The organism is Kosakonia sp. LAM2021 (assembly GCF_016620385.1).
Lineage (GTDB): Bacteria > Pseudomonadota > Gammaproteobacteria > Enterobacterales > Enterobacteriaceae > Kosakonia > Kosakonia sacchari.
Genome location: NZ_JAENHT010000002.1, coordinates 99,023 through 114,438 on the forward strand (window position 1 = coordinate 99,023; position 15,416 = coordinate 114,438).

The following is a 15,416-nucleotide window of genomic DNA, read 5'->3' on the forward strand; positions in this document are numbered from 1 at the left end:
GATCAGGCGGCGCGTATTTTGCGCCGCGAATCCCAGGAAATCAGCAAGACCGACGAGACAATCAGCAGCGTGCCGAGCCAGTCCGGCAGCGAAAACGCCACGCCGAGGAGCGCCACTGACAGCAGGGCGCTGCTCAGCGGTTCAGCGCAACTCAGAATGCTGGCTTTCGACCCGCCAATCATCTGCGCGCCTTTCAGATAGAGGCTAAACGTCAGCGCGGTGCCAATCACCACCAGGTAGAAAAAGGCCATCAGCAGGCGGCCATTCACCACAACATCATTTCCCTGCCCGCCAAAGAACGGCGTCAGCATCAATCCCGCCAGCAACATACTCCAGCCGACAATCGGCAACGTGCCGTAACGGGCGATCAGCTGCGAAGGGTAGGTAGTGTAAAACGCGGCGGCAAACGCCGAGACAATGCCCCACAGCAGCGCTTCAGGCGAGATAGAGAGCGACGTCAGATTGCCGTGCGTCACCAGTAAAAATGTACCGATAAGCGAAGTGACAATTGCCGACGCTACGGGGAAGGTGGGGCGCGCTTTGCGCACCAGGGCGAACCACGCCACGATAATGGTCGGGGAGAGAAATTGCAGCACCGTCGCGGTGGCGGCGTTGGATTTTTCAATTGTCAGCAGGAAAGTGAGCTGCACGGTCAGCGCGCCAAACAGCGAGAAGAACAGCAGGCTAAAGGCGTCTTTGCGGTTTTTCAGGATGGCGAAAATTTTGTCACCGTGGACAAACGACAGCGTTAACAAAATCACCCCGGTGAACAGCAGTCGCGTCATGGTCAGCCACGGCGAGGCGATATGACTTTTCTGCATGATGTACTGCGCGCAAACCCCGGAACTGCCCCATAAAACGGCGGCGGCCAGGACGTAAAACATCCCTTTCTTGCTCGAACCCATGTGCTAACCCAACTCTGTGATGCTGATGACTTATCGTGAGGCCGCGCATCATAACACATGTACAGAGTTTAACCGGAGGCGGCATGAGGGGGGACCGCCTCCGGTTTTGTTACCTTACCACCAGGCTTCCCACATCGCGCCGATGTTAAACGAATCGAGCGTCGAGTCGTTGGTGCCGTTCACGCGTGCGGTGCGTTTGTTATCCACTTCGCCGCCGGTCACGTAGAAGCGCAGCATCGGGCGGAACTCCGGTCCCATCGCGATAGAGATGTTCTGCGACAGGGTTGCTTTCCAGCCGTGGTTATCACCGCCGTCATCATAATCTACGCGTTGATAACCCAGTTCCAGCCAGGTGGAGTGCACATCGTTCCACCAGTGCATCGGGCGGACAATCGCGCCATAGTTGCGGCGGTTATCCGCTTTGTTGGCGCTGTTGTCGTAGTCGTGGTACGCGAGCAGGTAGTCCACCTGTGTCTGCCGGGAGAATTTGTAGCTGCCTTCGAAGCTGGCGTAAATCGCGGTCAGATCGTCGGTTTTGTTAAATACGCTGTTATCCGCGTTATCGGAGTAGCGCGCGATCAGTTTGTTAATGCCGTGGTCGTAGGTGTGGCTCAACACCGCACCACCTTGCCAGGCTTTCAGACGGGCATCGCTTTCAATCGCTTTCGAGTCAAAACCGTAGTTAGCGTAGATTTCCAGATCCAGCGGGCCGACTTTCATACCGTGGATTTTGGAGGTCACCGCATAGTTACCTTTATCGCCGACGTTGGAGCCGCCAGTACAGGTGATGCGCGACGGGTTGGCTTCATCTTCCAGTACTTCCGGGCTACAGGATGCGACCGAACCGACAGCCGCAACGTCAAACTGCACGCCGCCGATATCGAAGTTTTTCACCCCGGCGCCCTGGCCGTCGTGGTTCATCCAGAAGTAATCGTTGATGCCCTGTTGTGGACGCTGGTGGAAATCACGTCCCGCCCAGAAGTAGGCGTTCGGGTTGGACGCCAGAAGGTTGGTCACCCCGGCATAGGCTTTTTTCAGGTTAACTTCGTCGCCCCAGTGATCGAACATCACGTTGACGTCCCAGATAGCGCCGTTGTCGCCTTTAAAGGCTTTGGAGAGCTGGAATTCACCGCCGTTGCCTTCGTTGCCCAGACGACCAATCGCCGACGCGCCGTTATAGGAGCCATCAACGCCAACATATTTCTGATCGCCAGACTGGAAGTGCGCGCCGTAGCGGGCGTAACCGCTAAATTTCACGCCGTAAGGCACCGCCAAATCCGGGGTTTGCGCCGCGCTTTGCGGTTCCACCACCACATCCGCTTTTTTATCAATCGCGGCGTCCATTTTCGCCTGGCGTTCCGCCAGCGCTTTATCCACCGCCTTGGCGACGATGGCATCGATTTGCTCTTGGGTAAACTCTTGTGCGAAGACGGAGCCAGAGCAAAGGGTGGCCGCAACCGCCAGCGCCACTGGAAGTTTTTTATTAATTCTCATGGTTATCTCAATTTAGTAAGTTATTCTCAGACAATAACCATCCCGGGTGACCGGGCAGAGATTATTGCCATCACCATTACGAACTGCTTTTATTTTATAAATGCGGGTACAGCTTAATTAAGATTTACCGTAATCAATTTCTCCGTTAATTATTGCCGATATAAAGTGTGAAGCTGAATTATCTCTTCAGATAACTCACGCGCTAATAATGACGTCATTAAATGATCCTGCGCGTGTACCATAATTAATGTCATCGGTTGTCGGGCTTCGCCCGCATCCTGTTCGATTAATTTGGTTTGCATGTGATGCGCCTGGCGCGAGTAGCCATCCGCCTCCTTCAGCAACTGGCGCGCTTCGTCAAGATTGCCTGCCCTTGCCGCGCGCAGCGCTTCAAAGCACAGGCTGCGTGACTGTCCGGCATTGACGATAATTTCCATTACCGCTTCTTCGAGTTCAATCATTGTCATTTAATCCTGAGTAAAACCATTATTTTCAGCGGTGGCGGCAAACCACTCTCCACTTTTCTTAATGGTACGTTTTTGCGTTGCCAGATCTAATTGCACAAAACCGTAGCGGTTTTTATAGGCATTACACCATGACCAGTTATCAATAAATGTCCACATATGGTAGCCAAGGCAATGACACCCTTCGCTAATTCCTTTATGCAGCCAGATAAGATGATCGCGAACAAACGTAATACGATAGCTATCGTTTATTTGCCCATCTTCAATAAAACGCTGTTCGTTCTCGACGCCCATACCGTTTTCGGAAATAAAACAGCGTGGGTTACCGTAATTGACGCGTAAGTTAGTGAGAATATCGTAAATACCCGGCTCATAAATTTCCCACCCGCGGTACGGGTTCATTTTGCGCCCTGGCATTTCGTAATAATCAAACAACCACTCCGGCATAAACGGCGCATCGGGATTGACCGCGCTGTCCCGGCACTTTACCCGCCGTGGCTGGTAATAGTTAATGCCGAGCAGATCGATTTTCCCTTCTGCAATCAGCGCGATATCGTCCGGCTGGCAGGTGGGCAACTGGTCATACTCTTTCAGCAGCGCCACCAGGTCAGCGGGATACTCGCCGCGCAGTACCGGGTCGAGAAAACTGCGATTAAACAGCAAATCGGCATAGTGCGCCGCTTTCACATCCGCCGGGTGCTGCGAACGTGGATAGGACGGCGTCAGGTTCAACACAATGCCAATCTCACCGGCGTAAAACCCGGCGCGAAACGCTCTCACCGCGCTGGCATGCGCCAGTACCGTGTGGTACGCCACCGTGGCCGCACGTTTAAAATCCACCACGTTCGGGTAATGGAAATCGTACAGATAACCGCCTTCTACCGGCACAATCGGCTCGTTAAAGGTGAACCAGTGATGCACCCGATCACCAAACAGCTCGAAACAGATTTGCGCATAGCGGCTGAAAGCCTGTACCACTTCCCGGCTTTCCCAGCCGCCTTTTTCCTGCATCACCATCGGCATATCAAAGTGAAACAGCGTGATAAACGGCGTAATACCCTGCGCCAGCAGCTCGTCGATGACCTCGTTGTAGAACGCCACCGCCTGCGGGTTCACTTCACCGTCGCCATCCGGGATCAGCCGTGACCAGCTGATAGAGGTGCGAAAGCTGTTGTGCTTGAGCTGCTTTAATAGCGCGATGTCCTGCCGCCAGTGGCGATAAAACGTCGAGGTCGCTTGCGGCCCAATTTGCTGGTGAAAGCGCCACGGTTGGCTGGCATGCCAGGCATCCCATGTGGTCGCGCTTTTACCGCCTTGCTGGCTTTCCCCTTCGGTTTGCAGCGCAGAGCAGGCGCTGCCCCACCAGAAGTTTGCGGGAAATACGTATTTCATTACCGACTCCTTTTCGTTACTGCTAATGCATTACGGCTTAGTTACTGCGGACGGTTTCCGTCATCGGCGCGCTGCTCTGCGCTTTTTCTTCTTCTGCTTTCATTAATGAATGCTCGTAAGCACGCAGGAACGGCAGATACATCAGGGCGGACATCACCATACAAATCAGGCACATCACCACCGGGCTAAAGGCCCAGTTCGCCGCCCAGGACGCACCGATAGGCGCAGGCGTTGTCCACGGTGTCAGGGAGACGACTTGCGCCAGCAGGCCCATTTTGGTGGCGGTGTAAGCCAGCACGGCGTTAACCAACGGCACGCAGACAAACGGCACAAACAGCATCGGGTTCATGATGATCGGCGCGCCGAACAGAATCGGTTCGTTGATGTTAAAGAAGCTCGGTACGACGCCCATTTTGCCGATAGTGCGCAGATGTGCGACGCGGCTACGCAGCAGCAGGAACGCCAGCGGCAGGGTGGAACCGACGCCGCCAATCAGCAGGTAGTGATCCCAGAAACCTTGCAGATAAACGTGCGGCAGCGCAGCGCCCGCAGCCAGTGCAGCCTGGTTGGCGGAGAGGTTTGCCATCCAGAACGGGTTCATGATGCCGGTGACAATCAGCGAACCGTGGATACCGGCGAACCAGAAGATCTGGCACAGCAGCACGGAAAGCAGAATGGCAGGCAGGGAATCGGACGCGGAAACCAGCGGTTCCAGCACGTGCATAATCGCCTGCGGCAGGATCATGCCGGTTTGCGCTTCAATAAACAGGTTCAGCGGGTGCAGCGTACCAATGATCACCAGCACCGGAATGAGGATTTCAAACGAACGGGCAACGCCGGTCGGCACCTCTTTTGGCAGGCGAATGGTGATGTTGTGCTGCTTAAGCCAGGCGTAAACGCGGGTGGAGTAAATCGATGTCAGCAACGCGGTGAAAATGCCCTGGCCGGAGAGATACTGTGTAGAAATTTTGCCATCGGCATACGGTGCGGCAACCAGCAAAAACGCCATAAACGCCAGCAGACCGGTCATCACCGGATCGAGGTTAAACTGGCGACCCAGGCTCGCGCCGATCCCGACAGAGATAAAAAAGGTCATTACCCCCATGCTGAGGTTAAACGGCAGCATCAGCTGCGCGCGGTATTCGGTGGAGAAATCGAGCCACGCGCGGGCGAAACCAACGGTGGTGTCGGCGGAAAACGGCGGGAAGATAAACACCAGCATAAACGAGCCGATGATCATAAACGGCAGTGCGGCGGTAAAACCGTCGCGAATAGCGATAACGTACTTCTGTTGCCCGAGGCGACCGGCCAGCGGCGTAATACTTTGCTCAATAACCGTAATCATTGATTGATATAAGGAACTCATAAGAACACCTTTTTAATGCGCCGCTTCTATGAGCGACAGTGCATAGTCCAGTACCTCATTGCCACGTTGCATTCCGTAGTCCATCGGGTTGATGGGTTGGACCGGAATGCCCTGAGCGGCGGCCTTTTCTGACAGCGTGTTTAACATGTATTTGACTTGCGGTCCGAGAAGCACGACCTGGTAACGCGGAAATTGCGTGTCGAACTCCGCGACGCCATACGCGTCGATCTCTACCGGTATATCGCGCTCCTTCGCGGCTTCCAGCATTTTCCTCACCAGTAAGCTGGTGGACATACCGGCTGAACAGCACAACATAATCCTGAACATCGTTAACCATCCTCGAAGTGTAAAAAGTTATTGCGGGGTCGATTGGATATCATATGGAAACCGGTTTCCATTTGTTCGCCGCAGAAGTGTGATAGCTGTCAATGTCTATGAATTATCTGATGCCGTAATTGGATTTGCGTCACGGAATTTGGCACTCTGTTGAGAACAAAAAGCGCAAAACGGAAAATCGGTTTCCATCAAAAAGCGAAACCGTTATACTGCGTGTGGTTATATATTAGCCGTTGAAGTATTTAGATTTTGCGGGCGCAATGTGCGTCTGTCAGGGGAGAAAGATGTCTACAATCAACGATGTATCACGTTTAGCTGGGGTGTCGAAAGCCACAGTCTCACGGGTGTTGAGCGGTTCGCGCGGCGTTAAGGAAGCCAGTCGCCTCGCGGTGCTGAAAGCGGTCGAAGAGCTGAATTATCGGCCCAATGTTATCGCGCAGTCATTGCTCAGCCAGTCGACAGGCTGCATCGGTGTTATCTGCGCCCAGGACAATATCAACCAAACCACCGGCTACCTCTACGCGCTGGAAAAGCATTTAAGCCAGAGCCAGAAACATCTGCTGCTGCGCTTCGCCAATACCAAAGCGGAAGTGATGAGTGCGCTGGATGAGCTGACCTGCGGGCTGTGTGACGATGTGCTGATCATCGGCGCGCGTTTTCCGCTCAAAATTGACGATGAAAACGTCATCCTGGTGGATTGCGTTGAGTCTGCCGACGCCACGCCCAACTGTATTCAATTTGATCACGCCTTCGCCGCCGAAACGGCCTGTAACTACCTGATTAGCCAGAGCCGCCGACAAATTGCGCTTATTCACCCGCGTACCGCCGCAGCCGATCAAGTGCTGCACGGCTATAAGCTGGCGCTGGAAAATAATTTCCTGCCGTTTAACCGCAACCTGGTGTTTATGGATGACACCACGTCCTCTGTTGCGTTGCAGGTGCTGCTCAATAACGCCACCACCCTGAATTTCAACGCGTTGCTGGTGGCGGACGAGCAGGAAGCCCAGCGCGTGATCCCGCAATTGCAGGCGTTTAATAAATCGGTGCCGGGCGACATTATGGTCTTCAGCCTCGCCGGTTCACTGCATTTGCCAGGCATTCCTACCATTCCGGCTATCGAATATTCGATGGACGCGATGGCAGCGCGCATTGTCGCCTGGCTAAATGAAAAAACGCAGAGCGTGCTGGGTGCTTACCGGGTGCGCGGGGATTTAATTATTCCCGATGTCAGCAAACGCTAATCGCTTTTTTGAAAGCCTCCGGTCGGGGGCTTTTTTATTGATGTATAGAGTCTATCCTTTTCGACGTTAGCTGTTGTTAAGTGGATATATCTTTGTCTAATCCTAAATTTTAATTCGGATATAATATTTACGCCGAAGGATGGTGCTTTGTAATTTCTTTGATAGGATTATACTCAAAACGGATAATTAAATGAAATTTAACCTAAATTGACATTTTTTAGTTGGGTATTCTCTCAAGGATTCTGATCCGCCCCGCAGGCTGGAGAAAAGTTAAAAATAGGTGCAGGGAACAGACCGATCTCAGGTGTATACAACATTAAAAGGAAGTGAAAAATGGAGAGATATGTATTAGATATAACAGATAGTTATGAACGATTTATCTGTATGGATAGTGATGTTGGATTACATAATTACATTACCTTTCCTGAAATATCTTCATGGGGGAATGAGCAATTTGTTATAATCCTGGAAAATATCGAAATAAATATGTATGAAGATATTTGGTTTTCTCCAATTTTAAATCAGAATCCAAATAGCATAATAGCTACATTGTTAAAAGAAGTGGATATTAATCAGCCAGAATGCATATTCACTGTGGTATTAAAACGGGCAAGAGTGCTGATGGATAAAAGAAGTGTCTTTATGGTGTTGGAAAAAGGAGGAGAAAATCATTATCACTCTGATGATTGTGGTTTTGATATTGGTGATAAATACATTTTTCTTGCTGGAAGAAGTGCAGACTACCATAACACCATGGTATGGTTAACAATTATTGCTACAGGAAAATTATTCCTGGAATTCGATGAGTTCGATATAATTTCTCAATCCATCGAACTTGAGAACAACATAACTATTGAGTCTGCGAAAGCATTAAATAAAGCACAGGAGTTATTTATTGATCTCAAAAAAAGAGATTTTGATGCGTTGCATTTAAATAATATTCAAAGTCCTTTTCATGATCATTCATACCTTTCTCGCTATTTTAGTTATAGCGAAAATAATAATATAGCGATTAAAAGTCACGTTATTGATCATAAAATAAGATTTGTTCCTTTTTAATATTTATAAAGGCGACTACAACGCATTATTGAAGATGCTATTTTTTGCTTTCGCTTATTCAGCATCATACTATCGTAGCGCTAGTATTTATTCTCAGTAACTTATTTTGCATTGTTAAGTTAAATTTGCAAATTGATCACAAAAATGACCAAATTTTGTTGTGAAAGGAATTGCTTTAGTATCAAACTCGCACTCTGTTAGATAGAATAATACCAATCAATAGTGAAATATCTTCAGGTGTATTTCTTCAAAGTAAGGGGGCAGTAATGAATTACAAAATCAATATCACCGAGGGGTATCCGTCTTTGCTTAACCTGGATAATTCTTCTGGGTTGTATTCTTACTTTGCGATAGATCCCTGTGGTGAGACTGACAAAATCGTTGTGAGTGTAGAAAACCTTGAAATAAACGCTGATAAAAATCTTTGGTGTTGTCATGCCATTGCTGAAAATCCTGAAGGAGTAATTGCTAAATTTGCTGACAGGTATGATAGTGAGGATTCAGTAGCATCATTCTTGTTGAGAAAGGCAAAAATAGTTGCCGAAGGGGATGTCACATATTGTATGTGTCTCGATAATGGGTCAGGAAAAATTTATCACACACTTCCCGTATCTTTTTCTACCGGAAGTAAATATGTTTGGCTTTCTGGAAAGAGTTTAGATTACACGGATTCCAACATAGGATTGTATATATTTTTCTCGGGTAGTTTAAGTATTCAGTTCGAAGACCGAGACGTTCTATTGCAAATGCAAGATTTTAAAAATACTTTTAATATGGAAGAGGTTAAAATAATTAATAAAACACAAGAGATACTCAATAAACAAAGAGATGCGTTCATTGAGCATGATGTCTTTAATAATATAAAATCGCCTTTCTTTGATTTCGATTTTCTTATGAGCTATTTTGAGCATACAGAATATATCAATATAGCATTGAGAGATTTTTCAGGGCGACTTTAATTAACCAAGGCTTCTATGTGAGCATAATGTCTGGTTTTTATAATTAAACATAGAATTAATTTAAGATTGCACTTTTTAAATAACTATTCTGCTTTAGATGGGGTTGAAGGTTTATATTTTTTAGTAATGACTTGCAGGGGGAATGTTAAGAGATATTTGTTGTTATGCACTGCATTTCCTTAATAGTGCTAATGAACGTTCCTTTATGATGCTCACTTTACGGTGTTGTCCTCATTATTATGATTCCTCATCCAATAGCATTCGCATACGCAGGTGGGCTTGTAAGCCAGAAAACACGCTACTTAGCTAAATCCCACCAATCGTTAGCCATAAGTTTGCTAAGGACGTTTAGCTATAAGCCATACGTTTTCGTTGTTAGACAGGGTGCGGTGCGGCTCTTATCGTTCGTCATTATTTGTAAATTCCACGCAATCATTTGATGAGGGAGCAATTTTGGCCAGCTTTGTGAATAGCTTAAAAACGAAACCCACGCGCTTCACCCTCGCGCTGAAAATCGCGCTACTCAGCAGTGTGGTGGCTTTCTCGTCTGCCTCGTTCGCCGACGAAACCTTAAAAGAAGGCATCACACCGGCGACAGATGCCAGCCAGATCCCGGCGGCGGCGAAGCTGCGCAAAGACACGGTGGTCGCCGGTATTTCGGAGCCGCAGGGGATTTTTAACCCCTACTTCTTCGTCAATGGTTGGGATGAAAACGTCACCAACGTCATCTTCTCGCGCCTGATCGACTGGGACAGCCATGGCAAACTGGTACCGGGCCTGGCCGAAAGCTGGACGGTTAGCCCGGATAACAAGGTCTACACCATCAAGCTGCGCCCGAATCTGACTTTCAGCGACGGCTCGCCGCTGACCGCCGAAGACGTGGCTTTTACCCTGACGGTGCTTTACGACCCGAAATATGATGGCGACACGGATATCACGCTGGCGAATATCGCGGGTGGCGCGGAATACAAAGCCGGGAAAGCGGACAGCGTCAGCGGCCTGAAAGTGATTGATCCGTTAACGCTGCAAGTCACCACCACCCAGCCAGGTGCCACAACGCTGGCGAAAATCGGCGGGCCGGTGCTGTCCAAAGCCTATTACGGCAAGGATTATCAGCGCGGCAACCTGGATTACCTGCGCACACTGCACGGCAAACCGCTGGGCAACGGGCCGTATGTCTATGAGAAATACATTCCAGGTCAGGAGATCCGTTTCCACGCCAACACCCATTTCTACCGTGGCACACCGCCAACGCCGCGCTTTATCTACCGCGTGACCAATCCGTCCACCAATTTCCAGCTGTTCCAGACCGGCGAGACGGACTACGATGCGTTCACCTCGCGCCCGGATGATATTGAACAGCTGAAAATGCTCGGCTTCGCCAATATCAACCTGTACGGTTCCAGCGATTACAGTAAAGTGGAATTCAACGTGCGTCGCCCGGCGTTGCAGGACGTGAAAGTACGCCAGGCGCTGATTTACGGCCTTGATCGCCAGAAGCTGATTGATGTGGTGTATCAGGGGTACGGCAAAGTGGCGATTGAGCCAATTGCGCCGATCTCCTGGGCCTATAACACTGACGGGGTTAACCCGTACAAATTCGACCCGGCGCAAGCGAAAAAACTGCTGGATGAAGCGGGCTGGAAACCGGGGCCGGACGGCATCCGTGTGAAAGACGGCAAACGCCTGGAACTGACCTTGCTGGTGAGCAAGAAAGTGCTGAACGACGCGCTGATCCCGATTGCCAAAGAGAACTGGCAACAGATTGGCGTGCTGCTGAAACCGCAGGTTGTCGACTTCAACGCCCTGATGGCGCAGCGTAAAGCCGGCAATTATGACCTCGCCTCCTTTAGCACCAGCACGTTAAACGATCCGCATGACGGCGTGTGGGATTACTACAGCACGGAAGCGAAAGAGTCCGGCTATAACAATCCGCAGGTCGATAAGCTGATTAACGAAGGTAACGCGGTGCTGGATGTGGAAAAACGTAAACCGATTTACCACCAGCTGTATAAAGTGCTGGCAGATGATCCGCCGGTGATCCTGCTGGGCAACCGCGAGATTTTGTCGGCCAGCAGCGCCCGCGTCACCGGTTTTAAACCGGATATCTACAACGGCCTGACCGGCAGCCTGCCGGATGTGAAAATCGTTAAGTAACACCATCACAACTGCCGGGGCGTCCCGGCAGTTGCCATGAGAGCACTATGCGAAATTTTATCCTGAGGCGGCTGCTGCAAACTATTCCCATGCTGCTGCTGGCTTCGCTGATTATCTTCATGCTGTTTGCCAAAACGCCGGGCGACTTTATCGACGGCAACGTCACGCTGACCGCCGCCCGCGCCGCTGAACTGAAAGCCATTTATGGCCTCGATCAACCACTATTCACCCGCTATCTGCACTGGCTCGGCCAGTTATTACGCGGTGATTTAGGCTTCTCGTTGCAATACCAAATTCCGGTGAGCCAGTTGCTTAACCAGTACATCTGGAACTCGTTCCTGCTGGCAAGTGTGGCGCTGGTGTTTTACTGGGGCATCGGCCTGGCGGTGGGTATCGCCTCGGCGCTGAAACCCAACTCGCTGTTCGATCACCTGGTGAGCGTGGTGGTGTTTGCCGCCATGTCTTTTCCGACCTTTTTCCTCTGCCTGTTGCTGATTAAGTGGTTTGCGGTGGATCTGCACTGGCTGCCGGTCGGCGGTATGACCAATACCGGCAGCGACGAAGGCGGCTGGGCGTGGGTGATGCAGGTGGCGGCGCACCTGGTGCTGCCGGTACTGGCACTGGTGATGTTGCAGGCGGGCAGTCTGACACGCTATTTCCGCGCCAGTATGCTGGATGTGGTGAAGATGGATTTTATCCGCACCGCGCGCGCCAAAGGGCTGCGCGAACGGACGGTGATTTTTAAACACGCGCTGCGTAATGCGTTGCTGCCAATTATTACCCTGCTCGGGTTTGAGCTGCCGGGGCTGTTTTCGGGCGCGATCATTACCGAAAAAGTGTTTAACTGGCCGGGCGCGGGACATATTCATATCGATTCGCTGGCGGCGCGCGATTACCCGGTGCTGATGGGTTTTACCCTGTTCCTGGCGGTGCTAACCATTCTTGGCAACCTGATTGCCGATGTGCTTTACGCGTGGGCTGATCCACGTATTCGGGTGAGGTCGTGATGTTCGGTTCGCTTTTTTCAACCAATCGTCGCCTTCGTAAAGCGGAAATCCCGGCGCTGGCACAGGCCACACCTTCACCGTGGCGGCAAGCCTGGAAAGCGCTGCGCCATAATCATTTAGCCATGTTGTGCCTGTTTTTGCTGGTGGTAATGACAATCTGGTGCGTGATTGGGCCGCTCTGGTCGCCGTGGAAAAACGACGCCACCGACGCGCTGATGATCAACAAGCCCCCCGGTGCGGAGCACTGGCTGGGCACTGATTTTCTGGGCCGCGATGTCTATACCCGCCTGCTGCTGGCGGGGCGCATTTCGTTGATTATTGGTCTGCTGACCATGCTGCTCTCCGTGGCGCTCGGCTATCTGCTGGGCGCGGTCTCCGGTTATGCGGGCGGCTGGACAGACAAACTGATTATGCGGCTGGCGGACTTGGTGATGACCATTCCGAGTTTACCGCTGCTGATTGTCGCCGGTGCGATGCTGTCGGAACTCGATTTCTCCGCTGAATCACGCATCTACATGGTGGTTGTCATGCTCAGTTTGCTGGAGTGGCCGAAACTGGCGCGGCTGGTGCGCGGGCAAATTCTCTCCCTGCGCGAGCGCGATTTTATGCTGGCGACGCAGGTGCTGGGCTTGTCGTCGCGTCGCCGTCTGTTTGGTCACTTATTGCCGAATACCATCCCGATTCTGGTGGTGATGGCGACGATGGCGGTGGCGAACGCTATTCTGATGGAGTCCGCGCTAAGCTATCTCGGTCTTGGCGTGGTGCCGCCCACGCCATCGTGGGGCAACATGATGGACGCCGCCAACAGCCTGATTGATTTTCAGCGCCGCCCGTGGCTGTGGATGCCGCCGGGTATTGCCATTTTTATTACCGTGATTGCGATTAACGTGTTGGGTGACGGCCTGCGTGATGCGCTGGATCCGAAGATGAAACGGAGCGTGAAATGAGCGAACCGCTGGTCACCTTTAATCAATTGTCCCTCTCTTTTGCCGGCGATCAGGGGCGCGTGCGCGCCGTGCAGGACGTGTCGTTCACCATCAACGCCGGGCAAACTATCGGCGTGGTGGGCGAGTCCGGCTGCGGTAAAAGCGTCACCGCCATGTCGCTGATGGGGTTGTTACCACCGCAAGCGGCACGCATCGACGGCGGGCAAATCCTGTTTCAGGGCACCGATCTGCTGCGCCTGAAGCCGTCAAAAATGGCGGGTCTGCGCGGCAACCAACTGGCGATGATTTTCCAGGAGCCGATGACCGCGCTTAATCCGGTGCTGACCATTGGCGAGCAGCTTTGCGAACCGCTGATTCGCCATCGCGGTGAAACGCCCAAAGCGGCGTGGGCGCATGCCACGCAGTTAATCACCGAGGTGGGGCTTGCGCGGGCGGAGAGCCTGATGAGCAGCTACCCGCATCAGCTCTCCGGCGGCATGTTGCAACGCATCATGATTGCCATGGCGCTGAGCTGCCAGCCAAAACTGCTGATCGCCGACGAACCGACCACCGCGCTGGATGTTACCGTACAGGCGCAAATCTTGCGGCTGCTGCGCGACCAGGCGCGGGCGCATGAGATGGCGCTGATGCTCATTACCCATGATTTAGGCGTGATCGCGCAAATGGCGGAGCACGTGGTGGTGATGTACGCCGGGCGCATTGTTGAACAAGGCCCGACGGCCGATGTGCTGCGTAACCCGCTGCATCCGTACACCAAAGGGCTGATCGCGGCACGTCCTGTTCCGGGCGAGCGCAGGCGTCGGCTCTACTCCATTCCCGGCCAGGTGCCGGATCTCGCTGCGCTGCCGCCGTACTGCGCCTTTTACGATCGCTGCGAGCGGGCGACCGACGCATGCCGGGCGGGGATCCCGCCGCTTATCGGCCAGACGCGGCAAGCCGCGTGTATTCACAGTACGCTTCTGGAGCCAACCGCATGAGTGAGCAATATGTCATTGAAGTGGAAGGGCTGAAAAAGCACTTCCCGCTGCGTGACGGGCTGTTTGGCCAGCAAACCGGAGAGCTACGCGCCGTGGACGGCGTCAGCTTTAAGATTCGCCAGGGGACGATTTTCGGGCTGGTGGGCGAGTCCGGCAGCGGTAAAACCACCGTTGGCCGCACCTTGCTTGGGCTGTACGACAAAACCGCAGGCAGCGTGAAGTATCGCGGCCAGGAGCTGCAGGATCTGAGCGCGAAACAGATGCGCGCGCTGCGCCCGAAAATCCAGCTGGTGTTTCAGGACCCGTACAGTTCCCTGAACCCGCGTATTCGCGTGGGCGATGCGATTGGCGAAGCGATGCTTGAGCATAAGCTGTGCAGCCGGGCAGAGCTTATGCTCAAGGTGCTGGACGTGATGAAGATTTGCGGGCTGGCGCCGCAGCACTACAACCGTTTCCCGCACGAGTTTTCCGGCGGGCAGCGCCAGCGTATTGGCATTGCGCGCGCGCTGATCCTCAATCCGGATTTCATCATTGCCGATGAGCCGATTTCGGCGCTGGATGTATCCATTCAGGCACAAATCATTAATCTCTTTGCCGACCTTCGCGACGATCGCGGCGTGACATTCCTGTTTATCTCCCATGATTTGGGCGTGGTGGAACACCTGTGCGATGACGTCGCGGTGATGTACCTCGGGCAACTGGTGGAAACCGCCAGCCGCGACACGTTGTTTAACCGGCCGCTGCACCCTTACACCCAGGCATTGCTGGCGGCGGTGCCAACGCTCGACCCGGATAGCGAACCCGTCGCTGTGGTGCAGGGGGAAATTCCCGATCCGTCGCGCCCGCCGTCCGGCTGCCGTTTCTCGTCGCGCTGCCCGCTGGCGACCGCCCAATGCCGCGCTGAAATCCCGGTGCTGCGTGAAGTGGAACCAGGGCATCATGTGGCGTGTCATTTGGTAGGAATGGCAGAATAAATAATGGTCTTTTTATTTCTGGCTGGCGTTACGGCTCCAGCCAGAAATAGAGAAAAATAATCTCTCTATTACTGCCGAATAATTAATATTCATCTTTTTAATCAGCGAAGCGGTAATTTAACAAGCAATGTTGTTGTG

The 15,416-nt window shown here is 52.3% G+C and carries 14 protein-coding genes; 8 read left to right on the plus strand and 6 right to left on the minus strand.

Features of this window, described 5'->3' with window-relative positions:
* Positions 1 to 2 precede the first annotated feature (2 nt).
* From JKP81_RS06935 to JKP81_RS06960, 6 genes are all read right to left on the minus strand, one after another.
* On the minus strand, positions 3 to 905 hold the full coding sequence (locus JKP81_RS06935; RefSeq protein WP_200551149.1) for an EamA family transporter: 903 nt from the start codon (positions 903 to 905) through the stop codon (positions 3 to 5).
* A gap of 114 nt (positions 906 to 1,019) precedes the next feature.
* Positions 1,020 to 2,399, minus strand: coding sequence for a carbohydrate porin (locus JKP81_RS06940; protein WP_017458123.1), 1,380 nt, complete (start codon positions 2,397 to 2,399; stop codon positions 1,020 to 1,022).
* 149 nt (positions 2,400 to 2,548) lie between these two features.
* On the minus strand, positions 2,549 to 2,860 hold the full coding sequence (locus tag JKP81_RS06945; protein ID WP_044489757.1) for a PTS lactose/cellobiose transporter subunit IIA: 312 nt from the start codon (positions 2,858 to 2,860) through the stop codon (positions 2,549 to 2,551).
* Between the two features lie 6 nt (positions 2,861 to 2,866).
* Positions 2,867 to 4,255 carry a glycoside hydrolase family 1 protein gene (locus JKP81_RS06950; protein WP_200551150.1) on the minus strand — a complete coding sequence of 463 codons (1,389 nt, stop codon included), beginning with the start codon at positions 4,253 to 4,255 and terminating at the stop codon, positions 2,867 to 2,869.
* Between the two features lie 37 nt (positions 4,256 to 4,292).
* Positions 4,293 to 5,621, minus strand: a complete 1,329-nt coding sequence (locus JKP81_RS06955) for a PTS cellobiose transporter subunit IIC (RefSeq protein ID WP_020455796.1) — start codon at positions 5,619 to 5,621, stop codon at positions 4,293 to 4,295.
* 12 nt (positions 5,622 to 5,633) lie between these two features.
* On the minus strand, positions 5,634 to 5,948 hold the full coding sequence (locus JKP81_RS06960; RefSeq protein WP_017458127.1) for a PTS sugar transporter subunit IIB: 315 nt from the start codon (positions 5,946 to 5,948) through the stop codon (positions 5,634 to 5,636).
* A gap of 293 nt (positions 5,949 to 6,241) precedes the next feature.
* Here JKP81_RS06960 and JKP81_RS06965 point away from each other — a divergent pair, with 293 nt between their 5' ends.
* The 8 genes from JKP81_RS06965 to JKP81_RS07000 all read left to right on the plus strand — a co-directional run bounded on the left by JKP81_RS06965 (position 6,242) and on the right by JKP81_RS07000 (position 15,278).
* Positions 6,242 to 7,198: a LacI family DNA-binding transcriptional regulator gene (locus tag JKP81_RS06965; RefSeq protein ID WP_200551151.1), complete on the plus strand. Its 957-nt coding sequence runs from the start codon at positions 6,242 to 6,244 to the stop codon at positions 7,196 to 7,198.
* A gap of 333 nt (positions 7,199 to 7,531) precedes the next feature.
* Positions 7,532 to 8,257, plus strand: a complete 726-nt coding sequence (locus JKP81_RS06970) for a hypothetical protein (protein WP_200551152.1) — start codon at positions 7,532 to 7,534, stop codon at positions 8,255 to 8,257.
* A 266-nt stretch (positions 8,258 to 8,523) separates the two neighbouring features.
* Positions 8,524 to 9,216: a hypothetical protein gene (locus JKP81_RS06975; protein ID WP_200551153.1), complete on the plus strand. Its 693-nt coding sequence runs from the start codon at positions 8,524 to 8,526 to the stop codon at positions 9,214 to 9,216.
* A gap of 453 nt (positions 9,217 to 9,669) precedes the next feature.
* Positions 9,670 to 11,373, plus strand: a complete 1,704-nt coding sequence (locus JKP81_RS06980) for an ABC transporter substrate-binding protein (RefSeq protein ID WP_200551154.1) — start codon at positions 9,670 to 9,672, stop codon at positions 11,371 to 11,373.
* Positions 11,374 to 11,420: 47 nt separating this feature from the next.
* Positions 11,421 to 12,380 (plus strand): ABC transporter permease, encoded by a 960-nt coding sequence (locus JKP81_RS06985; RefSeq protein WP_200551155.1) that lies wholly within the window; start codon positions 11,421 to 11,423, stop codon positions 12,378 to 12,380.
* The gene (gene opp4C / locus JKP81_RS06990) at positions 12,380 to 13,327 is read left to right on the plus strand and encodes an oligopeptide ABC transporter permease (RefSeq protein ID WP_200551156.1); all 948 of its coding nucleotides are present in this window, start codon (positions 12,380 to 12,382) and stop codon (positions 13,325 to 13,327) included. The genes JKP81_RS06985 and opp4C overlap by 1 nt, the downstream gene beginning before the upstream one ends.
* Positions 13,324 to 14,304, plus strand: a complete 981-nt coding sequence (locus JKP81_RS06995) for an ABC transporter ATP-binding protein (protein WP_200551157.1) — start codon at positions 13,324 to 13,326, stop codon at positions 14,302 to 14,304. The genes opp4C and JKP81_RS06995 overlap by 4 nt, the downstream gene beginning before the upstream one ends.
* A complete protein-coding gene (locus tag JKP81_RS07000) occupies positions 14,301 to 15,278 on the plus strand; it encodes an ABC transporter ATP-binding protein (protein WP_200551158.1) in 978 nt (325 codons plus the stop codon). Before JKP81_RS06995 ends, JKP81_RS07000 begins: the two co-directional genes overlap by 4 nt.
* The last annotated feature ends 138 nt before the right edge of the window (positions 15,279 to 15,416 follow it).

Bases quoted from the DNA above. Each gene is read 5' to 3' on its own strand.
- JKP81_RS06945 (WP_044489757.1), bottom strand. From the start codon at position 2,860: ATGATTGAACTCGAAGAAGCGGTAATGGAAATTATCGTCAATGCCGGA.
- JKP81_RS06935 (WP_200551149.1), bottom strand. From the start codon at position 905: ATGGGTTCGAGCAAGAAAGGGATGTTTTACGTCCTGGCCGCCGCCGTT.
- JKP81_RS06960 (WP_017458127.1), bottom strand. From the start codon at position 5,948: ATGTTCAGGATTATGTTGTGCTGTTCAGCCGGTATGTCCACCAGCTTA.
- JKP81_RS06955 (WP_020455796.1), bottom strand. From the start codon at position 5,621: ATGAGTTCCTTATATCAATCAATGATTACGGTTATTGAGCAAAGTATT.
- opp4C (WP_200551156.1), top strand. From the start codon at position 12,380: ATGTTCGGTTCGCTTTTTTCAACCAATCGTCGCCTTCGTAAAGCGGAA.
- JKP81_RS06985 (WP_200551155.1), top strand. From the start codon at position 11,421: ATGCGAAATTTTATCCTGAGGCGGCTGCTGCAAACTATTCCCATGCTG.
- JKP81_RS06965 (WP_200551151.1), top strand. From the start codon at position 6,242: ATGTCTACAATCAACGATGTATCACGTTTAGCTGGGGTGTCGAAAGCC.
- JKP81_RS06975 (WP_200551153.1), top strand. From the start codon at position 8,524: ATGAATTACAAAATCAATATCACCGAGGGGTATCCGTCTTTGCTTAAC.
- JKP81_RS06970 (WP_200551152.1), top strand. From the start codon at position 7,532: ATGGAGAGATATGTATTAGATATAACAGATAGTTATGAACGATTTATC.
- JKP81_RS06995 (WP_200551157.1), top strand. From the start codon at position 13,324: ATGAGCGAACCGCTGGTCACCTTTAATCAATTGTCCCTCTCTTTTGCC.
- JKP81_RS07000 (WP_200551158.1), top strand. From the start codon at position 14,301: ATGAGTGAGCAATATGTCATTGAAGTGGAAGGGCTGAAAAAGCACTTC.
- JKP81_RS06950 (WP_200551150.1), bottom strand. From the start codon at position 4,255: ATGAAATACGTATTTCCCGCAAACTTCTGGTGGGGCAGCGCCTGCTCT.
- JKP81_RS06940 (WP_017458123.1), bottom strand. From the start codon at position 2,399: ATGAGAATTAATAAAAAACTTCCAGTGGCGCTGGCGGTTGCGGCCACC.